Genomic DNA, 20156 nt, shown 5'->3' on the forward strand with positions numbered 1-20156 from the left:
CGAGCGGATCGCCCGGCTTCACCCGGTCCGAGCGGTCCCGAACGGTGAGGTCAGCTCTCCGAGAGGCGGTCGAACAGGGTGAGCGCCGCCTGGCGCACCTCCTCCGGGGTCAACCCGTCGAGGGCCTGCCGCGCGTCGGCGATGTCACGCGTCGTGGCCAGCGTGATGGCCACGGACGAGGCGGCGGCGCGGTCGATCGATCCCGTCGGGGCGGCGTCGGCCAGCTGCTGGGCGCTCGCGGCGAGGTCGAGGTTGTCTCTCAACGGATCTCCTCGGACGAAGTCGGCTTCGCACATTTCATCACTTTGCGTCGCCCCACATCCACCATTTGTTGAATTCGGGACGTTATGCCCTGAGCGGGTCGTGCCCGACGGACATGAGCTCGCGCCGCGAGTCGTCGTCCGTCCGGTCGCCCATGGTCTCGACCAGCTCGACGACCTGACGCATCACGTCCAGGTCGGCCTTGGTCAGGTCGCCCTTCCGCTTGCTCAGGACGTGCAGCACGCCCCTGCCCAGCTCGTCGATGCCCATGTCGGGATCGGGAGGGAAGCCCTCCTCGTCCGAGGCGTCGGCGAGCAGGTAGCCGCGCAGCTCCTCCGAGTTCATGTTGACCGCCCGGTGGAACTCGTTCCAGAGCGTGTCCGTGTCGAAACCCTCAGTCATATGGGCCGCCTACCCGCCCGGACCTCGCGTTACGCCCCGGGAACGGTCAGCCCCGACTCGTAGGCCGCGATCACCGCCTGCACGCGGTCCCGCAGGCCCAGTTTGCTCAGCACGTTGCTGACGTGCGTCTTCACGGTGTGCTCGCTGACCACCATGGCCTGGGCGATCTCCGCGTTGGACAGGCCGCGCGCGATGAGCTGCAACGTCTCGCGCTCCCTGGCGGTCAGCGACTCCAGCGTGTGCGCGGGGGCGGCGGTCGTCGCGGGGCGTGAGGTGAACTCGGCGATCAGCCTCCTGGTCACCGTGGGCGCGAGCAGCGACTCGCCCGCGGCCACGACGCGCACCGCGGTCACCAGGTCGTCCCGCCGCACGTCCTTCAGCAGGAACCCGCTCGCGCCCGCGCGCAGCGCGTCGAACACGTAGTCGTCCAGGTCGAACGTGGTCAGCATCAGCACCCGGCAGGCGGTCTCGGCGCACACGATCCTGGCCGCCTCGATGCCGTCCATCCTGGGCATGCGGATGTCGAGCAGCAGCACGTCCGGCTCGTGGGCCCGTACGGCGGCCACGGCCTCGACCCCGTCGCCCGCCTCGGCCACCACCGAGATGTCGGGCTGGGCGTCGAGGATCATCGCGAACCCGCCCCTGACCAGCTCCTGGTCGTCGGCCACCACGACGCGCACGCTCATCGTCCGGCCCCCAGCGGCAGCCGCGCCGACACGGCGAAGCCGGGCCTGTCCGCGCGCGGGCCGGCGGTCGCGCTGCCGCCGCAGGCCGCGGCCCGTTCGCGCATGCCGATCAGGCCGTTGCCGCCCGAGGGCAGCGCGGGGCCGCCGCCGCGCCCGTTGTCCGTGACGTCGATCATCAGGTGGTCGTCCTCCCAGGTGAGCCGGATCTCGGCGCGGTCGGCGCCGGAGTGCTTGACGATGTTGGTGAGCGCTTCCTGCGTGATCCGGTAGGCGGCCAGCGCGCTGTCGGGGCCGATCGGGCCGGGCTCGCCGGACTCGGCGAAGCTCACGTCCAGGCCGGTGCCCGCCACCTGGCGGGCCAGCGCGGGCAGGTCCGCGAGGGTCGGCTGCGGCGCCCGCGGCGCCTGCGGCTCGTCCTCCTTCAGTACGCCGAGCATGCGGCGCAGCTGCACCATCGCGTCCCGGCCCGCGGCGGCGATGGCGTCGAAGGCGGCCTCGGCCCTGGCCGGGTTGCTGCGCACCACGACGGGCCCCGCCTCGGCCTGGACCACCATGAGGCTGACCGCGTGGGCCAGGATGTCGTGCATGTCGCGGGCGATCCTGGCCCGCTCGCGTTCGGCCGCGCGCTCGGCTTCCAACTGACGCTCCCTTTCGAGCCGGGCCGCGCGCTCGGCCAGCTCGGCGGCGTGGGCGCGGGACGTGGCCGCCGCGCGGCCGATGGCGTAGGCGGCGGTGAACAGGGCGACCCCGCGCATCGCGGTCTCCCACGAGCCGACGGAGGTCAGGCCGCCGACGAGCGTCACGACGAGCATGACGACCCTGGGCAGGCGGGGCGAGTACGCGGCGACCGTGTAGAAGACGACGAGCGCGCCGTACCAGATCGGCTGGCGGGCGACGTTGTCGGCGAAGTCGTAGAGCGCGCCCACGGCCAGGCTGACGATCAGCATGGTCACCGGCCACCGGCGCCGCCAGACGACGGGCAGCGAGGCGCCGATCGCGATCACGTACCCCCACCAGTCCCATCGGCCGCCGTACGGGTCATGGCTGGAGATCAGCGGCCAGGTCTGGACGAGGGCGATCAACAGGGCGAGCGCCCCGTCCACCCAGAGGTGGGGGAGCGCTCGGAGCCGGCGACGAAAGACGTCGACAAGCGTCAGATCGGACACGGGGTCCCATTGTTCCTCACGCATGGACGAGCGCATGCCGGGCGCCGGCCTGGTCCTGGCGGCGGGCCAGCGGCCAGAACGACACCAGCATGCACACGGCGCCGAGCGGGATCAGGTCCTTCTCCAGGATCGGGAGGGCGAAGTCGAGCAGGACGAGGACGGGGGTCCAGAGCTTGACCTGCCGCCGCGCGGCGAGCTGGACGACCAGGGCCAGCTGGGCGAGGTAGAACAGGACCGGACCGGCGGCGTAGACCGCGAGCGACACCCCCGGCACCGCCTGGACCTGGTCGAACAGCGGGGACATCGCGTCGTGGTCGGCGGCCATGAACCCGACGACGATGTCGATCAGGAACTGCGCGGCCGCGCACGCGATGCCCACCAGGCCGACCACGAGGCTGGTGGTGGCGATGGGGTTGCGACCCAGCATCCGCCACATTTCCCGAAATATCACGACGAACAGGGCGAGAGCGGCAAGAAAGGCGAGATGGCCGGCCGTCCAGGCCAACCCCGGCCCTCGGCTCCCGTCCAGGCCGTCGACGATCCGGATCACGCCGTACGACAGGACGAGCAGCGGGGCGGCCACGAAGGCGGCGCGGGTGTTCATCAGGGTTCTCCTCAAGCGGCGGGGTGATGCACTTATCCTGCGGTTTTCCGCTCCGGATGTGATCGCCGGGACGGGCGATCCCGCGCCTCGCTCTCAAGAGGGATGCCCCTCGCTCGCACGCCCCAGAGGCATGCCGACAACAGGAGTCGGCTTGACAAGCGATATTGTCGGTGCGATCGTCGGCCGCACACCGCGCCGGGCCGTGACAGGGAGACCGCCATGCCGCACGAGTTCGAGATCCGCCACGAGATCCCGCTGGACGCCGCCCCCGACGTCGTCTGGCAGGCCATCGCGGAGGGCCCGGGCATCGACTCGTGGTTCATGGGCCGTACCGAACTGGAACCGCGCGAAGGCGGCCGGGGCACGCAGACCTTCGGCGCCGACGTCGCCACCGAGTCGGTGGTGACCGCCTGGGAGCCGGGCAGGCGCCTGGCCCACCGCGGCGTGGAGAACCCCGACGGCACGTTCATGGCCTTCGAGTACCTGCTGGAGGCCCGCGGCTCGGGCAGCACGGTGCTCCGCTTCGTCCACAGCGGCTTCCTCGGCGACGACTGGGAGTCGGAGTACGACGACCTTGAGCGCGGCGACCTCCAGTACCTGTACAAGCTGGCCGTATACCTCAGGCACTTCCCCGGCAGGATCTCCACCCACAACCTGTTCCTGGCCGGGCCGTGCGCGTCGGAGGAGCGGTTCTGGGCCGAGCTCGGGGCCGCGCTCGGCGTCGCCGGACGTCCGGTGGCGGGGGAGAAGGTGACGGTCGCGGTCGAGGGGCGGGCGCCGGAGCGGGGCGTCGTGGAGTGGGTGACCGTCCCTGGCACGTTCGTGGCGGTCCGTACGGACGACGGCCTGTACATGTTCGTCCAGGGACGCGGCATGGCGGTGGTGGAGCACCACGCCTACGCCCCGGTGGACGGCGAGGCCCTGGAAACCGCCTGGACCCGCTGGCTCGACGCCGTCTCGGCCTGACCGGCGTCGTTCAGGCGAAGAAGCTGACCGTCTCGGCCTGACCGGCGGCCCTCAGGCGAAGAACTCCCGCAACACCGGCGCGAGGGCCGCCGGCTTGACGATGTGGGTCTGCCCGTCGAGCGTGCGGTGGTCGGCCGCGGGCAGCGCCTCGGCCAGCGCGGCGACGGAGTCGCGCATCCACCGCGGGCTCTTCCCGCCGTCGGCGACGAGCGTCGGCACGGTCACCGACGCCCACGCGCCCGCCGGGTACGCCACCCCCCGCTGGTACGGGAAGACGATCGCGGTGTCGTACGGCAGGGTGTGCGCCACGGCCTTGAGCGTGGCCCACGCGGGCATGAACCGCATCATCGCCACCACGATCGCCGGCAGGCCGACCCCCTCGCGCATGAACAGCCTGACCGCCTCGGCCCGGCGGCCGGCGGCCACCAGCGCCTCCAGCCGTCGCGGGTAGTCGTCCTTGATCGGGGGACGGGAGCCGTCCACGATGAACGGGGGCTCGTACAGGGCCAGGCGCTCGACCGGCAGGCCGCTCTGGACCGCCGCCAGGGCGAGGGCGGCGCCGGAGGAGGTGCCGTACAGGCGGACCGGGCCGCCGGCCTCCTTGACCAGCGCGGCCAGGTCCTCGACCTCCCGTTCGAGGGCGTAGGGCTGGGTGTCGCCGCTCTCGCCCCGTCCGCGCCGGTCGTAGGTGTAGACCGTGAAGTCAGGGGCGAGCGCTTCCGCCAGGCCGCCGTTGATGCTGGAGCCGCGGAAGCTGAGTGCGCCGTCCACGAGGATGACCGCCGGGCCCTGGCCTGCGCGTTCGTACGCGATGGGGGTGCCGTCCGCGGAGTTGATCATGCTGCTCATGGTGTTCCTCCCGTTTCGTGGTGCCCACGCTAGCTACCGACAAATAAAATTGTCAAGAAATCTTTTGGTGGAGGACGTACTGATACGGGTACCTCTGCGCTCTTACCTGATGGAGTCGTCCCGAGCGCGGGGGACGCTGGGACGGCTCCCACATCGCGTGCCGCGAAAAGGAGGGGACGGCACGTGCCGCAGACGGGGGCGGGCGGTCTGCCAGCCGCACGCCCCGGCCGCGGCACGTGCCGTGGGCACCGCCCCTCGGCGCCGGCTACGTCGCCGGGACCGTGACCGGCCCGCTCGCGGACGCCTGCGACCTGCGGCCGAGCCGCCGTACCGGCCCGATCACCAGCAGCGCCGTCACCACGCCGACCGTCACCAGGGCCGAGCCGAGCATGAAGACGCGCGGCTCGACCAGCGCGGTGACCGGGCCGGCCAGCGCCTGCCCGACCGCCATGCCCGCGACCGACCCGGCCACCTGGTAGGCGTTGACCCGGTTCAGCACGTCCGGCGCGATCTGGGTCTGCACGGTCGTCGACCACATCACCGACCAGAACGCCATCGCGCACCCCCCGGCCAGGTGCCCGGCCATCAGCAGCGGCAGCGGCGCGCCGAGCGCGACCGACAGCGGCACGGCGACGTACCCGATCAGCGCCACCGCCCCCGCCGCCAGCGGCCTGCGCGGCTTGAGCCGGATCGCCACCAGCCCGCCCAGGACGGTCCCGAGGCCGAGCGCCGCCATCACCCAGCCGTAGTCGGCCCCGATGACCTGGGACGACAGCGGCACGTACGGCCCCACCACCAGCACGCCCCAGAACACCCATACCAGGATGACCGACCACATCCAGCTCCTGGCCTTGAACTCCTCCCAGCCCCTGCGCAGGTCGCTCAGCACGTCGGACGGCTCCGGCCTGGGCACGGCGACCCGCACCAGCACCAGGCACACCGCGCTGACCAGGAACGTCGCGGCGTCCACGGTGTAGACGAAGACCGGCCCGGTGGCCACGATGAGGATCCCGGCCAGCGCGGGCCCGGCGAGCTGGGTGACCGCCTCGGCGATCTTCAGGGTCGCGTTGGCCCGCTGCGGATCCTCGGCGACCAGCGGCACCATCCCGTTGACGCACGGTTCGAACACCCCGGCGGCCATGCCCGACAGGAACGCCATCGCCAGCAGCAGGGCGAACGGCGGGGCCCCGTCGAGGAAGGCGACGGCCACGACCGCCTGGGTGACCACCCTGACCACGTCCGCGCCGATCATCAGGCGCCGGGGCCCGATCCGGTCGGCCACGACCCCGCCGAACAACATGACCAGCACGGCCGACGCGGTCCAGAGCGCGAGCACGAAGCCGACGCCGGCGATCCCGTAGACTTTGCCGATCGCCAGCGCCGAGGCGACGGGCATCATCGCGTCGCCGAGCAGCGAGATCGTGCGGGCCCCGAAGTAGAGGGCGAAACTCCTCGTCCACATGAGCCCCAATTCTGGATTTCTCCAGATCAAAGCACCGGTGTCCCAAATGACATCATTGGGTACATTTGCGCCATGGCCCTGGACTGCCCCGAGACCCCACCGGCCCCCGTGCGCCCCCACCGCGTGGTCGCCCTGGTCGCGCCCAACCAGGAGCTCTATCCCGTCACCTCGGCCTCGGCCGTCTTCGGCTACCACGGGCCCGACATCCCCCAGCACTACGGCTTCACCCTGTGCGCCGAGCGGCCGGGCTCGCTGCCCACCACCCTCGGCGTCCCCATGCGGGTGGACAGCGGTCTCGAAGCCATCGACGAGGCCGACACCGTGATCGTCGCGGGCTGGACCCTGGTCCCCTCGCCGGCCGTGCTCGACGCGGTGTCCCGGGCCCATGCACGCGGGGCGCGGATCGTCGCCGTCTGCGCGGGCATCTTCATCCCCGCCGCCCTGGGCCTGCTGGACGGCCGCCGCGCGTCCGTGCACTGGGAGCTGTCCGGGGAGCTGGCCGCCCGGCACCCGCGGGTCATCCCCGACGACACCGTCATCTACGTGGACCACGGCGACGTCGCCACCGCGGGAGCCTCGGCCGCCACCCTCGACCTGTGCCTGCACCAGGTGCTCCAGGACCACGGCGCGGCCCACGCCATGCGCATCGGCCGTCAGCTCGCCGCCGGGCCGCACCGCGAGGGCTGCCAGCGCCAGTACCCGCCGCTGCCCACCGCGGGGCCCATGCCGGACTCGCTGGCCCCGCTGCTCGAATGGCTGCTCGGCCGGTTGCCCGACCACGTCACCGTCGAGGACATGGCCGCCTACTCGGGCGTCTCCACGCGGACCCTGACCCGGCAGTTCGCCGACCAGCTCGGCGTGCCGCCCGCCCGCTGGCTGCTGGAACGCCGGCTGGCCGCCACCCGCGCGCTGCTGGAGGAGACCGACCTGCCGGTCGAGACCATCGCCGCCCGCGTCGGGCTCTCCTCGGCGGTCAACCTCCGCCGCCGCTTCCACACCGCGCTGCGCACCACCCCGGCCGCCTACCGCCGCTCCTTCCGCTGACGGACGGCGGCCGCCGTCAGGCCGCGTGCCAGGGACGGGCGGGCTCGGTCTCCTTGGCGGCGTCCGCGACGCGCACCGCGTACGTCGGCCGCCCGGCGCCGGGCACCGGCCCGAGGTAGGAGTGGCCGGTCAGGTGGCACCACGCGGGCAGGTCGACGGGCGCGGCGGGGTCGGTGGCGATCAGGTGGATCACGGCGCCCGGACCGGCGCGCAGCACGTGCCCGCGCAGCTCGATGAGCAGTTGGACGCACATCTTGTCGCCGCCGTCGATCACGAGATCAGGTTCGGGCATGCGTACAGGAAACCACGCGTCGCCGTCGAGTAGGTTGAGGCCTGTCCCGGCCCGGTGAGAGCCGGATCAGGCGTCGGACGGTAACGGCCCGGACACAACGGGCGGATTATCCCAGTAAAAGGGTCATAATCCTGTTCAAGTGTTGGGGAAGGCGGTGATGAGATGACCGGGTTCGCCGAGATCGCCGAAGAGGCCGCGCCGGCCGAGAGCCGCGGGACCGGGCGGGGCTCGCCCGGCCAGGGCGTGCGGCTCGCGCGCGTCACGGCCGTCGCCCTGGCGGTGGCCTCGCCGGTCCTCACGGTCGCCGCGCTGCTCGTCTACGCCCGCCTGCCGGCGGCGTGGACCCCGCTGCGGACCGCCTCGCCCCAGACGGCCGCCGCCCTGACCTTCCCCGCGGTCGGCGCGTTCCTGATCTTCCACCGGCCGCGGCTGAACATGGCGTGGCTGATGGTCGCGGGCGGCATCGCCGCCGCCGTCAGCGACCTGTCCAGCGCGATGATGTTCCGGCTGGCCGCCGACGGCGACCTGGTCGCGGCCGGGCTCGTACGCTTCCCCGCACAGGTCGGCTGGGCGGTGTGCGGCCTGGCGCTCACCATGCTGCTGCCGCTCTACTCGCCCGACGGGCGGCTGCCCTCGCCGCGCTGGCGGTGGGTGCTGCTGCTGGGCGCGTTCTCGCTCGGGCTCGACCTGGCCCGCTCGGTGTTCCGGCCCGACCCGCCCCCCGGCAGCTACCCCTACCCGGCCGTCATCCCCAACCCGCTGCAGATCCGCGCGCTCGGGCCGTACGTGGAGGCCGTCTCCGCCGTCGCCTGGACCGGCATCTACGTCGCCATGGCTTTGACCGCGATCTCCCTGGCGCTGCGGCTGCGCCGGGCCGACCCGGTGGGCAGGCGGCAGATCGGGTGGCCGCTGTTCGCGTTCGCCGGTTACGTCGTGTTCCTGATCACGGCCGCGTTCGTGCCCGCCCTGCTGTGGCCGAGCGTCGTGTGGGCGGCGCTCATCCCGGTCGCCGTCGCGTTCTCGGTGACCCGCTACCGGCTCTACGGCATCGACACGGTGATCAGCCGGGCCTTCGTCGCGGCCGGGCTGGTGGCCGTGGTGAGCGCGGTCTACTTCGGCGCGGGCGCGCTGTCCAGCCTCGTGGTCTCCGGCTACGACGAGATCGCGGGCATCGCCGCCGCGCTGTTCGCGGGCGCGTTCTTCCAGCCGCTGCGGCACGTGCTGCAACGCGCCGTCGACCGCCTCCTGTACGGCAGCGTCGGCGACCCCGCCGTGCTGGCCGAACGCCTGACCCAGGCCGTCCGGCGCGGCGACCCGGCCAAGGCGCTGACCTCCGTGGTCAGCGTGCTGCGCGACGGGCTCGCGGTCGAGGGCGTGGCCGTGGAGGTCGCCGACGGCGAGCCGCGTTACGTCGAGAGCGGCCGGGTGGGCGCGGAGCCCCGCCAGGTGCCGCTGGTGTGGCACGGCGAGCGCGTCGGCCGCCTGTTCGTCGGGCCGCCCGGCCCGCGCCGCTTCCCCGCCGCCCACAACGAGCGCGTCCTCACCACGCTCACGCCGTACGCCGCCGACGTGGCGCACGCCGTGCGCATGGCCGCCGACCTGCAGCGTTCCAGGGAACGCATCCTGACGGCCAGGGAGGAGGAGCGCCGCCGCCTGCGCCGCGACCTGCACGACGGGCTCGGCCAGACCCTCTCGGCCATGGCCATGACCATCAACATGGCCAGGATGAGCCTGAAGAAGTCGCCCGACGCCGCCGACGAGCTGCTGCGCGAGCTGCACACCGGCATGGGCGCGGTCACCGACGACATCCGCGAGCTGGTGTACGGCCTGCGCCCGCCCGCGCTCGACGACCTCGGGCTGGCCAGAGCCGTCCGCGAGCTGGCCGGGCAGTCCTCGCCGGACACCGAGATCGAGGTGGAGGTCGAGGGCAGCCTGACCGACCTGCCCGCCGCCGTCGAGGTGGCCGTCTACCGGATCGTCCAGGAGGCGCTGACCAACATCCGGCGGCACGCCAGGGCCTCCCGCGCCCGCATCGTGCTCCAGCGGGACTCGGTGCTGCGCGTGCTGGTCGCCGACGACGGCCGCGGGCTGCCCGCCGCGTACAGCGCGGGGGTGGGCCTCGGCTCGATGCGGGAACGGGCGGCCGAGCTCGGCGGCATCTGCGTCGTCAACAGCGGGCCGGGGGCCGGGACGCGGGTCGAGGTCATGCTGCCCCTGGGGTCGGCCGCGAAGGAGCCGGTCAGGCCGCCGCGCGCGGGCCGCTGAGCGCCGCGGGCCGTCCTCGGCAAAATTGACCGAGGGTAGTTTTGATCTCACTCTTGGTGTGGAACATGGTGAAGTATCACCTCATTCCTCACGGAGGACGTGCCTTGCCCCAGCACACACCCCGCCTGGTGATGTACTACCGGACCCACGTCGACTGCGGTCTCTACGTCTCCCCGCTGCCCCTGATCGAACGGCGTACCGGCCTCACCCACCTGGTCGTCGCCACCGTGGAGATCGGCGCGGACGGCGACGTCCGGCTCAACGGCGCCCCGCCCGACTGCCCCGACCTGGCCCAGATGTGGGACGACGTGCAGGTCACCCAGGTGTACGGCGCCCGCGCCCTGGCCAGGATCGACGGGCTGGACCGCCTCGACCACGACTTCGACGCCTGCTACCCGCCGCTGCGCCGCCTGCTCGCCCGCCGCCGCCTCGACGGCGTGGACCTCCACCTGACCGAGCCCGTCTCGCCGCCCGGCCTCGGACGCCTGATCGACCGGCTGCGCGCCGACTTCGGCCCGGCCTTCCTGCTCGCGCTCACCCCGTCCGCCGCCGTGGACCACGACGAGGTCTTCCGCGACAGGGGTGGCGACCTCGCCTGGCTCAACCTGCCGATGTACGGCGGCCCGCGGAGCCTGGCCGACCCGTGCGACTACGACGCCGTGCTCGCCGGGGGAGTGGTGCCGGCGGGCAAGCTGGTGGCCGGGGCGGTCACCAGCCCCGACAACGGGGGCGGCGGCTACGTCGAGGTCGACCGCCTGGCCGCCACCGTCGCCGAGCTGCTGCGCCGGCATCCCGGGATGGGCGGGGTGAGCGGCTGGGAGTACTACAACGCCCTGCCCGGCGGCACGGACGCCCCATGGCAGTGGGCCGAACGCGTCGGCGCCGCCCTCAGACTGACCCGCAAGCCCTGACCTTTCGGGCCCTCGCCCTACAGGGTCTTGCGGGCCCCCGCCCTACAAGGTCTTTCGGGCCCCTGCCCTACAGGGTTCGGTCAGCGTCGCCGGCGCTTCTGGGCGCCTGCCGTCTTGCCCGGTTTGCGGGGCTTCCTGGGCAGGCGGCCGCGCTCGCCCGGCGGCCGTACGTGCACCCCGCGCCACCGCTGCAACGCCACGCGCGCGGCCGAGGCCACCCGGGGCGCCGGATGGTGCTCGATGAGGAAGCGCAGCATCGGCGTCGTGTAGGGGTGGTCGCTGCACGTCATCATGCCGAGCATGCTGAGCACGTCGTCGACGTCGAGGTTGCCGGAGAGCTGGAGTATCGACTCGGCCGGCCCGCCGATCTCCATCGCGGCCACGGTCATGTCGGCGTACACCCAGGCCACGTCGACGGGCGCGGGCGGGACGTCGTGGTCCTCCTTCTCCCTGGCCCGGATGAGCGCCCCCAGCCGGGGCACCTCGCGCAACGCGGCGGCGATCTCCCGGCCCGGCCGGCCGAGGTCCTCCAGCAGCACGGTCAGCCCGACGGCCCGGCTCAGCGGGCTGACGTCGAGCAGCACGTCGGCGATCTCCTCGGCGGCCCGCGCTGGATCGCGCCCGCCCAGCCAGACGCGCACCTCCTCGGCGCGTTCGTCGTCGTCGTAGGTGCGCAGGGCCCGCAGCAGCGCGGGGGCGTCGGCGCCGGCCGTGCCGCCGTGGACCGGGATGTCCTGGCCGATGAGGGTCTTGAAGAGGTCGAGCGCGCTCCAGGTGCCGAGCGGGGTCAGCGACACCGACGAGCCCTCGCGCCGGATCAGCCGCAACCAGGCCAGCTCGTCGGCCGCCTCGTCGGTCAGCTCGGGGATCTCCGCCACCGGCAGGGCGTCACGGTGGCTGAGCAGCATCAGCAGGGTGCTCGTGCCCGCGTCGAGCGCGGCGGCGTCGGCCTCGGGGGAGAACAGCGAGTAGAGGATGTCGCCCCACGTGTCCAGCACGTCGTCGGCCGGACCCGACGTCAGCGTCTCGACCGCCGGGCCGGTCGTGGCGGCCCCGTCGCGCACGTCGATGAGCCGGCTGTCCTCGGCCACGCCCCACAGCCGCCCCTGCTCCGGCCGCGCCGCCCCCGGCTCACCGGCGGCGGAGGCCAGGCGGAGCAGGTCGTGGACGACCGGCGTCGCCCGGACCACGGCCGCGAGGTCGTCGGCCGGGAGGAGGCGCACCGGCGGCTGGAGGGTCACGAGCGGCAGCAGGTCCGCTTGATGGAGGAAGGAGTCCACGGTGGGTAAGGTTACTGTCTCATTGCGTGACGCTGCCCGCTCTTTGCCTTCATGCGCGGCCGGAAAACCCCTCGGATTCTGTCGGTGCCCGGTGATACAAACGGGTCCGACGTTCGCCCGCCCTCGGCCAAGGGGTTTCACCGTGACCAGCGGCAGTTCGGAGTTCTCCGTCGAAGGCCCGCGCTACGACCGGCGCGGGCCCGTCCGCTGGCTCTGGTCCCACCTGCGCCGCCACCCGCTCCCCCTGACGGGCTTCCTCGGCGGCTCGCTGGTGATGGTGGTGCTCAACGCGCTGGTCCCCCAGCTCATCGGCTCGGCCTTCGACGCGGTGCTGGGCGGGCGGGGTGCGCCCGCCGCGCTCGGCCTGGTCGCCCTGGTGCTGCTGGCGGTGGTGTCGGCCCGCGGCCTGTTCGACCTCCTCGCCCGGCTGAGCAGCGAGATGCTGGCCAAGCGGCTCGAACGCGACGCCCGCGACGAGCTCTACGCCGGCCTGCTCGGCAAGAGCCAGACCTTCCACAACCGGCAGCGGGTGGGCGACCTGATGGCGCGGGCGGCCAACGACATCCGCCAGCTCTCCATCATGATCAGTCCGGGCGTCGACCTGATCGTCGACTCCGGCCTCACCGGCCTGGTGCCCCTGGTCTTCATCGCCGCGATCGACCCGCGGCTGCTGCTGGTGCCGGTGGTGTTCGGGGTGCTGTTCGCGTTCGCGCTGCGCCACTACATGGGGCAGCTCAACCCGGTGGCCACCCGCATGCGCGACGAGTTCGGCGACCTCAACGCCGGGCTGAGCCAGGCGGTGCGCGGCATCGAGGTCATCAAGGTGACCGCGCAGGAGGAGCAGGAGCGGCTGCGCTTCCGCGCCAACGCCCGGCGCTACCGCGACTCGTTCGTGCGCAACGGCCTCGTCCAGGCCCGCTACCTGCCCACGTTGCTGTTCGCCTGCGCCATGGCGGGGGCGCTGTGGCACGCCCTCCTCCTGCACGCCGCCGGCGCGATCACGATCGGCGACCTGGTGGCCTTCATGGGGCTGATGGGCATGCTCGGCTTCCCGACCCAGATCTCGATCTTCACGTTCTCGCTGGTCCAGATCGGCATCGTGTCCTCCCGCCGGATCCTCGACATCGTGGGCGCCGAGACCGAGCTGGAGCAGCCGGCCGCCGGCCACGTCGCGCCCATCGGGGGCGAGATCGTCTTCGACGGCGTCACGTTCGGCTACGGCGAGGGCGAGCCCGTCCTGCGGGGGGTGACGTTCACCGTGCGGCCGGGGGAGACGGTGGCGATCGTCGGCGAGACCGGGGCGGGCAAGAGCTCGCTGACGAAGCTGGTGCCCCGCATCTACGACGTCACCTCGGGCCGGATCCTGGTCGACGGCGTCGACGTCCGCGACTGGGACCTCGACTCGCTGCGCTCCCAGATCTCCACCATCGAGCAGGACGTCGTGCTGTTCTCGCGGTCCGTGGCCGAGAACATCGCCTTCGGCCTCGGCCAGCGGGCCGACCGCGCCGCCGTGGTCAGAGCGGCGGAGGACGCGCAGGCGGCCGAGTTCGTGGCCGAGCTCGACGACGGCTACGACACCGTCATCGGCGAGCGCGGCCTCACGCTGTCCGGCGGCCAGCGCCAGCGGCTGGCCATCGCGCGGGCGCTGCTGACCGACCCGGCGATCCTGGTCCTCGACGACTCCACCAGCGCCATCGACTCCGCCACCGAAGACCGCATCCAGCAGGCCATCGAGCGCATCCAGGAAGGCCGCACCACCCTGATGATCACCCACCGGCTCTCCCAGATCCGCTGGGCCGACAAGGTCCTGCTGCTGCGGCGCGGCGAGGTGGCCGGCTTCGGCACCCACGACGAGCTGATCGCCGGCAGCCCCCTCTACCGCCGCATCTTCGCCCACTACGACGAGGTCCCGGCCGACCAGGGCGCGCTCGACGAGCAGGAAAGGGTCCACTGATGGGCTTCATCATGGACGGCCTCGACGCCGAGGACTACGACCGCACCTACTCCGACCGTGACCTCACGCGCCGGATCCTCGCCTACTTCCGTCCCAAGCTGGGCGCGATGTTCCTGGTGGCGTCCATGATCGTGCTGGTCTCGGCGGCGCAGGCGGCCCTGCCGCTGCTGGCCAGCCAGGGCGTCGACGCCATCCAGGACGGCACGATCGCCGGCGTCGGCCCGCTGCTCGCCGCCGGCATCCTGCTCGCCGGCGCGCTGAGCTGGGCCTTCAACTTCGTCCGCCAGTGGTACAGCGCGCGGGTGACCGGCGACGTCGTGCTGCGCCTGCGCGAGGACGCCTTCGACGCCGTGCTCGAACGCGACCTGTCGTTCTACGACGAGACCCCGTCGGGCCGCATCGTCAGCCGCGTCACCTCCGACACCGACGACTTCGCCACCGTCTCCACCCTGACGATGGACCTGATCAGCCAGGTGCTGATGGTGGGGTTCGTCACCGTCCTGCTGTTCCTGCGCAGCGTCGAGCTGGCGCTGCTGACCCTGCTGGTGGCGCCGGTCGTGATGGGCATGGCGCTGCTGTTCCGGCGGCTGGCCCGCTCCAGCACGCGGCGGGCCCAGCGGTCGCTGAGCCGGGTCAACGCCAACCTGCAGGAGACCATGGGCGGCATCGCCGTGGCCAAGAACTTCCGCCAGGAGCAGCAGGTCTACGACGAGTTCCGGCCGGTCAACGAGCAGAGCTACCGGGTGACGCTGCGCCAGGGCTTCGTCTTCTCGGCCATCTTCCCCCTGCTGTTCCTCGTGGCGGGGCTCGCGACGGTCGCGCTGGTCCGGCTCGGCGGCGCCGAGGTGCTCGGCGGCGACCTGTCGGCGGGCGACTGGTACCTGTTCCTGCAGGGCGTGTCGCTGTTCTGGATGCCGCTCACCTCCATCGCCGCCTTCTGGTCGCAGTTCCAGCAGGGCCTGTCGGCCTCCGAGCGGGTCTTCGCCCTGATCGACGCCCCGCCCCGGGTCGTCCAGACCGGCTCGGCCGACCCGGGCAGGCTCGCCGGGCGCATCGAGTTCGACGACGTCACCTTCGGCTACGACGCGGACCACCCCGTGCTCCGCCGCTTCGACCTGGTCGTCGAGGCGGGCGAGACCGTCGCGCTGGTCGGCCACACCGGCGCCGGCAAGTCCACGCTGGGCAAGCTGATCACCCGCTTCTACGAGTTCCAGGAAGGCCGCCTGCTGATCGACGGCCACGACATCCGCTCGCTCGACCTCGGCGCGTACCGGCGGCAGATCGGCGCGGTGCCGCAGGCGCCGTTCCTGTTCAGCGGCACGGTCGCCGACAACATCCGCTACCCGCGTCCCGACGCGGGCGACGACGAGGTGCTGGCCGCGGCGGCCGCGGTCGGCGGCGGCGACTGGATCGAGGCCCTGCCCCACGGCCTGGCCACCGACGTGGGCGAGCACGGGCGGGCCCTGTCCATGGGGCAGCGGCAGCTCGTCGCGCTGGCTCGCCTGCTCATCCAGGACCCGGCGATCGTCGTCCTCGACGAGGCCACCGCCAGCGTCGACCCGCTGACCGAGGCCCAGATCCAGGAGGGGCTCGACGTGGTGCTGGCCGGCCGCACCTCGATCGTCATCGCCCACCGGCTGTCCACGATCGAGCACGTCGACCGCATCATCGTGCTCGACCACGGCCGGATCGTGGAGGAGGGCGACCACGCCTCGCTGCTGGCCCGCGGCGGCCGCTACTGCCAGGTCTACAACACCTACTTCCGCCACCAGTCGCCCGACTACCGGCCCGACAGCGGGTTCGTCGCCGTCGGCGAGACCTGACGGGCTCACATGACGAGCCGCTGCTGCATGCTGCTGCGCCATTCCACCATCAGCACGGTCGCGTCGTCCTGGAGCCGTCCGTGCTGGTGCTCCATGATGGCCTGCACCAGCCGGCGCAGCGTCTCGGGCGCCGACAGGCCGTCGGCCTCCTGGCGGAGGATGAAGTCGATGAAGCGCTCCAGGCCGAACAGCTCGCCGTCCGGGCTCTGCGCCTCGATGATCCCGTCGGTGTAGAACAACAGCCGGTCGCCGGGCTGGAGCTGGTAGCGCAGCTCCCCGGTGTACGGCCGCAGCAGGAAGCCCATCGGCGGGTCGGGCTCGCTGGACAGCGTGGCCACCTGCTGGCCCTCGCGGATCACCAGCGGCGGATGGTGCCCCCGGTTCACCCAGGTCAGCCAGCCGGTGCTCAGGTCGAGGCAGGCCAGGATGCCGGTGGTGAAGCGGCCGGTGAACTGCTCGGCAATGGCCTCGTCGATCGCCTCGCCCGTGCCGACGAGATCGGCGCCCTGCCGCCGGCTGTTCCGGTTGGCCCCGACGGCGATGGTGGCCGTCAGCCCGGCGGAGGTGTCGTGGCCCATCGAGTCGAAGATCGACACGTGCAGCGTCTCGCCGTCGATGGCGTAGTCGAAGGCGTCCCCGCCCACCTCGTACGCCGGTTCGAGCACGGCGCTGACCACCACGTCGTCGTCGGCGAACGTCCCCGGCGGCAGCAGCGGCACCAGCACCTCGGCCGACAGCGTCATCGGCCGGGCGCGGATCAAGCGCGAGTAGGAGTCGCTGTGCGGCCGCTTGCTGATCACCAGCAGCGCGACCAGCGACGCGAGTTGCTTGGCCCGCCACTCGGCGACCTCGTCGTCCAGCGGCACCGTCACCCCGAGCACGCCGACCCGCTCGGTGCCGTCCAGGAGCGGCAGCCACAGCCGCCGAGCCGTGGCGTCGGGCCCGCCCGGCACGTGCACGACCTCCACGTTACGGAAGGCGATCCCGGCGAGCGTGCCGTCGATCCGCAGGGCAGTCAGCGCCTCGCCGGACGGGCCACGCTGCTCCGGAAGCGGGATGAGCTCCTGCTGCTGCAGGTCGGTGACGTAGATCGCGGTCTCGGCGAAGCCCACCAGCGCGGCGTGCCCGGCGACCACGTGCGGCAGGTCCTCCATCGCGGTCAGGTGATTGGCGGACAGCATGCCGCCCAGCATCAGCTCTCCGCCACTCCGCCGCATCGGCACCCCTTCCTGAGATCTGCCGGGGAACCGACCCACTCGAGTGGCGCTTCCTGCCCGGTCGGCTGCCGCCGACGTCTCCGTACGGGCCGGGCCGCCCTCACTCGGCGGCAGGCGGTCCTTCCGGGTGCTCCGGCTCCGGCGCCCGCCACCGCGCCGCGTCCTGGTACGCCTTCGTCACCGCGACGATCATGGCTGCCTGGGCGCCGGCCACCGCCGGCCAGAGCATCATGCCGCCGCCTGCGAAGACGCAGAGCACCGGCAGCGCGGCGGACGTGAAGACCCATCCGCTCACCGATCCAGGAATCCTCAAAATCGGCTCTCCCATACGTACCAGGGGCCTTCGAGATGCGTGTAACCCGTGTGGGACTCCTCGGGCGGCTCGCCTCCGGGGCTCCACGCGAAGCCGTACTGGTCGAAGAGGCCGGTGTCGCTCACCAGGAACCGCGCTCCGCCCGGCATCCGCTGGATCACCGTCAGCGGGTAGAGGCCCACCCACTGGTCTTCGTGCTCGACGGCCCTGGTGTCCGCGGCCACCGTACGGGCGAACCGCTCCAGCGCCGACTCCGACAGCGCGAACCGGACCTCGGACGGCATCCCGGTGAGCACCAGCGCGGTCACGGTCACGCCCATCAGCGGCGCGGCCGTCCAGCGGACCCAGTGGCGGCGCAGCCCGGGACGTCCGTCGGCGCGCAGCAGGCCCACCGCGAACCGGGCGACCCAGACGACCACGGTGACGACGGCGAGCACGAGACCCGCCAGCAGCAGTGTGAACGAGCCTCCGCCCGGCATGCTCGTGTAGTCGAGCATGATCAGCCCCACCACGGCGACCAGCGGCAGCAGCACCTTGCCGGGCGGCCCGACCAGGGCCCGGGTGAGCGCCGGTAAGGGAGGTCGCTCGGCGACGTTTTCCGACATGCCCGAGAGTACCGTGATCATCGGACCCTCGGCGGAGAAGGGGCCGGGCAGACCCGCTACAGCAGCCGGGAACGGTCCAGCGCCGCCCTCTTCCGCACCTCGGCCAGGAAGACCTCCGTGTGGCGGTGGTGGCGGCGCGGACGGCCGGGCTCGCGGCCGGGCGGGGTGTCGGCGTGCTGGGAGAAGGTCAGCCAGCAGCTGCGGATGCCGTAGAGGAGGTTCTCCAGCAGGTCGAGGGCCGGGCGGGCGGGGTTGAGCGGGGTGATGGGCAGGTAGACGGTGCTGGGGCCGAGGCCGAGCTCGGGATGGTCGGTGCGGGCCTGGGCGATCAGCTCCTCGGCCACGCCGATGCGGTGCTTGGCCTCGGTGACGCCGTACAGGTGGCCCTCGGCGACGTGCAGCGCGTTGCGGATCATCGGCATGACCGCGGCCCTGGGCGAGCCGCCGCCGCTCATCGCGGAGAGCACCTCGGTGAGGCTCTCCTGGGCGGGGGCCTTGATGTTGTCGACCTCGGAGATGGTCTGCATCGGGTGCAGGCCGGTGTGCCGGGCGCTGATGGTGGCGGCGGCGTGGAGCCAGTGGGCCGCCGCTATCGCGGCCGCGGTGGGGTCGATCTTGGTGAACAGCGCCTCCGTGCCGAACGGATGCTGGTGCAGCAGGCTGTCGGCCTGGGCGACCTGGAGGGGCGAGGCGTCCTCGCGGCTGAGCATGACGGCCTGCTGGGCGCGCGCGGTCAGGTCGCCGAGCTCGGCGTTCTCGATGGCGGCCAGCTCGGCGGTGACGTCGGTGGCCACGCTGCCGGCCAGCGGGGCGTGGTTGATCGTGTGCAGCGTACGGCCGACGCGGTGGGCGACCTCCTCCACCCGCGTGGAGTAGAGGGTCAAGGCGCCGTTGGCCGGCCGGACGGGCGCCAGCAGGGCCGGGATGACCGAGGCGAACGCGTCGCGCTCGGCCTGCCGCTGCCAGCCGACGCTGTTGGGGCCGTGCTGGTCGGCGGCGCTGGACGGGTGGGTGTAGCAGCGCCAGCAGGCATAGGACAGCTCCGTGAGGCTGGTGGCCAGGCGAAGCACGTCGGGGCTCGAAGGCACCTGTTCCGCCACGGTGGTGGCGATGTCGCCGATCCCCGTACCCCAGGTGGCGATGAGCGCGCGGCGTGAGTGGTCGACGGCGAACCGGGTCACGGAGGCTCCTTACAACGGGGGGTGGGGGAGCGTGATGACATGCTCAGGATGCTTGATCCGGAGTGGTCGCGGAGGGAAATTCGCAGGGTTGCCGGTCCCTGATCTGCGGATTTGCCGTGATATGCGCCAGAAGATTTTTCCAGAGGACGACCGGTCCCCACGGCCCTGCCACCGGCCGGTACGCGCCCGTCGCGGCGGGCCGCCGTCTCTGCCGTCCTTCCTCCGGCCTGGCCCGGTTTCGGTCCGTCACTTTCGGCGGCAATATCCGCTGGCAGAAAAGAAACTTGGGCGCCGGTGTAATGGAACCCCACCCGGCGATTTCTTGATCATCCCCACGCGGGCGGCCGATGTGTCACCGTTTTCTCAATCCCGGGGCGCCCGCCTGCTCGTCCGGAGCGGGCCCCCGTCCAGCTGCGCAAAGGCAGGAATGTGTGGACCTAGAGACACGGATCCTCAGGCTGCTGTCGCGCCTGCGGAAGCTCAGAGCAGGCAGGCCGACCGGCGACACCACGGCGACCACGACCGGCATCACCCGGATGCAGGCCGACATCGCCGACATCCGTACGGAGATGCGACAGGACTTCGCCGCGCTCGGCGACGAGCTGGCGGCCCTGCGCCACCACATGAACGCCCACTTCACCTCCAGCCGGCCGCGCTGCTGCAAGGAGGCGGCGCCCGGCTGCCCGCAGGGGACGCCTGCGTACGGCCCGGACCCGATCAACAACTGACCTGCCGCGCCCGGCTCGGCCTGAGCCCTCCGCGGCCCCGCACCCGTTGCTTGCCGGCGGTCGTGTCGGGTATACACGGGTTGCCACCATGTGCTTACAGCAAGTGGGACCCGGCCGCCCTCCACCACTGGGCCGGTTCCCTACCGA

General features: G+C 72.4%; 20 protein-coding genes. 7 read left to right on the forward strand and 13 right to left on the reverse strand.

The genetic code is table 11. The features are described 5' to 3' along the window. Window positions 1-50: 50 nt before the first annotated feature. The 5 genes from ACIBST_RS44445 to ACIBST_RS44465 all read right to left on the reverse strand — a co-directional run bounded on the left by ACIBST_RS44445 (window position 51) and on the right by ACIBST_RS44465 (window position 3119). On the reverse strand, window positions 51-263 hold the full coding sequence (locus tag ACIBST_RS44445; RefSeq protein ID WP_352323140.1) for a hypothetical protein: 213 nt from the start codon (window positions 261-263) through the stop codon (window positions 51-53). Window positions 264-345: 82 nt separating this feature from the next. Then, entirely contained in the window at window positions 346-663 is a 318-nt protein-coding gene (locus ACIBST_RS44450) for a DUF3140 domain-containing protein (protein WP_352323139.1), read from the reverse strand. 29 nt (window positions 664-692) lie between these two features. Continuing rightward, entirely contained in the window at window positions 693-1349 is a 657-nt protein-coding gene (locus ACIBST_RS44455; protein ID WP_397179506.1) for a response regulator, read from the reverse strand. Further along, window positions 1346-2515, reverse strand: coding sequence for a sensor histidine kinase (locus ACIBST_RS44460; RefSeq protein WP_397179507.1), 1170 nt, complete (start codon window positions 2513-2515; stop codon window positions 1346-1348). The genes ACIBST_RS44455 and ACIBST_RS44460 overlap by 4 nt, the downstream gene beginning before the upstream one ends. 16 nt (window positions 2516-2531) lie before the next feature. Next, window positions 2532-3119, reverse strand: a complete 588-nt coding sequence (locus ACIBST_RS44465) for a hypothetical protein (protein ID WP_397179508.1) — start codon at window positions 3117-3119, stop codon at window positions 2532-2534. A 219-nt stretch (window positions 3120-3338) separates the two neighbouring features. On the opposite strand from ACIBST_RS44465, the gene ACIBST_RS44470 reads away from it, so the two are divergent. Next, window positions 3339-4085 carry an SRPBCC domain-containing protein gene (locus ACIBST_RS44470; protein WP_397179509.1) on the forward strand — a complete coding sequence of 249 codons (747 nt, stop codon included), beginning with the start codon at window positions 3339-3341 and terminating at the stop codon, window positions 4083-4085. A 51-nt stretch (window positions 4086-4136) separates the two neighbouring features. Here ACIBST_RS44470 and ACIBST_RS44475 read toward each other — a convergent pair whose 3' ends face one another. Both ACIBST_RS44475 and ACIBST_RS44480 read right to left on the reverse strand, forming a co-directional pair. Further along, window positions 4137-4925 (reverse strand): alpha/beta fold hydrolase, encoded by a 789-nt coding sequence (locus tag ACIBST_RS44475; RefSeq protein WP_397179510.1) that lies wholly within the window; start codon window positions 4923-4925, stop codon window positions 4137-4139. 274 nt (window positions 4926-5199) lie between these two features. Continuing rightward, window positions 5200-6396 carry an MFS transporter gene (locus ACIBST_RS44480; RefSeq protein ID WP_397179511.1) on the reverse strand — a complete coding sequence of 399 codons (1197 nt, stop codon included), beginning with the start codon at window positions 6394-6396 and terminating at the stop codon, window positions 5200-5202. Window positions 6397-6468: 72 nt separating this feature from the next. On the opposite strand from ACIBST_RS44480, the gene ACIBST_RS44485 reads away from it, so the two are divergent. Continuing rightward, on the forward strand, window positions 6469-7440 hold the full coding sequence (locus ACIBST_RS44485) for a GlxA family transcriptional regulator (RefSeq protein ID WP_397179512.1): 972 nt from the start codon (window positions 6469-6471) through the stop codon (window positions 7438-7440). Between the two features lie 16 nt (window positions 7441-7456). Here the strand turns inward: ACIBST_RS44485 and ACIBST_RS44490 are convergent, their stop codons facing one another. Then, window positions 7457-7732 (reverse strand): sulfurtransferase TusA family protein, encoded by a 276-nt coding sequence (locus tag ACIBST_RS44490; RefSeq protein WP_357976369.1) that lies wholly within the window; start codon window positions 7730-7732, stop codon window positions 7457-7459. A gap of 162 nt (window positions 7733-7894) precedes the next feature. On the opposite strand from ACIBST_RS44490, the gene ACIBST_RS44495 reads away from it, so the two are divergent. Continuing rightward, on the forward strand, window positions 7895-9997 hold the full coding sequence (locus ACIBST_RS44495) for a histidine kinase (protein ID WP_397179513.1): 2103 nt from the start codon (window positions 7895-7897) through the stop codon (window positions 9995-9997). 104 nt (window positions 9998-10101) lie between these two features. Further along, a complete protein-coding gene (locus ACIBST_RS44500) occupies window positions 10102-10908 on the forward strand; it encodes a hypothetical protein (RefSeq protein ID WP_397179514.1) in 807 nt (268 codons plus the stop codon). A gap of 80 nt (window positions 10909-10988) precedes the next feature. On the opposite strand, the gene ACIBST_RS44505 is transcribed toward ACIBST_RS44500, so the two are convergent. Next, on the reverse strand, window positions 10989-12188 hold the full coding sequence (locus tag ACIBST_RS44505) for a hypothetical protein (protein WP_397179515.1): 1200 nt from the start codon (window positions 12186-12188) through the stop codon (window positions 10989-10991). 142 nt (window positions 12189-12330) lie between these two features. Here ACIBST_RS44505 and ACIBST_RS44510 point away from each other — a divergent pair, with 142 nt between their 5' ends. Next, entirely contained in the window at window positions 12331-14142 is a 1812-nt protein-coding gene (locus ACIBST_RS44510) for an ABC transporter ATP-binding protein (RefSeq protein WP_397179516.1), read from the forward strand. After that, window positions 14142-15965 (forward strand): ABC transporter ATP-binding protein, encoded by a 1824-nt coding sequence (locus ACIBST_RS44515; protein ID WP_397179517.1) that lies wholly within the window; start codon window positions 14142-14144, stop codon window positions 15963-15965. Before ACIBST_RS44510 ends, ACIBST_RS44515 begins: the two co-directional genes overlap by 1 nt. 5 nt (window positions 15966-15970) lie before the next feature. On the opposite strand, the gene ACIBST_RS44520 is transcribed toward ACIBST_RS44515, so the two are convergent. The 4 genes from ACIBST_RS44520 to ACIBST_RS44535 all read right to left on the reverse strand — a co-directional run bounded on the left by ACIBST_RS44520 (window position 15971) and on the right by ACIBST_RS44535 (window position 19281). Beyond that, window positions 15971-17182, reverse strand: coding sequence for a PP2C family protein-serine/threonine phosphatase (locus ACIBST_RS44520; protein ID WP_397179518.1), 1212 nt, complete (start codon window positions 17180-17182; stop codon window positions 15971-15973). Between the two features lie 100 nt (window positions 17183-17282). Next, the gene (locus tag ACIBST_RS44525; RefSeq protein WP_397179519.1) at window positions 17283-17477 is read right to left on the reverse strand and encodes a hypothetical protein; all 195 of its coding nucleotides are present in this window, start codon (window positions 17475-17477) and stop codon (window positions 17283-17285) included. 14 nt (window positions 17478-17491) lie between these two features. Next, entirely contained in the window at window positions 17492-18100 is a 609-nt protein-coding gene (locus tag ACIBST_RS44530) for a hypothetical protein (protein ID WP_397179520.1), read from the reverse strand. A gap of 56 nt (window positions 18101-18156) precedes the next feature. Then, entirely contained in the window at window positions 18157-19281 is a 1125-nt protein-coding gene (locus ACIBST_RS44535) for a hypothetical protein (protein WP_397179521.1), read from the reverse strand. A 431-nt stretch (window positions 19282-19712) separates the two neighbouring features. Between ACIBST_RS44535 and ACIBST_RS44540 the strand changes: the two genes are divergently transcribed. Further along, the gene (locus tag ACIBST_RS44540; RefSeq protein WP_397179522.1) at window positions 19713-20009 is read left to right on the forward strand and encodes a hypothetical protein; all 297 of its coding nucleotides are present in this window, start codon (window positions 19713-19715) and stop codon (window positions 20007-20009) included. The last annotated feature ends 147 nt before the right edge of the window (window positions 20010-20156 follow it).

This window comes from Nonomuraea sp. NPDC049684, assembly GCF_044465345.1.
Classification (GTDB): Bacteria; Actinomycetota; Actinomycetes; order Streptosporangiales; family Streptosporangiaceae; genus Nonomuraea.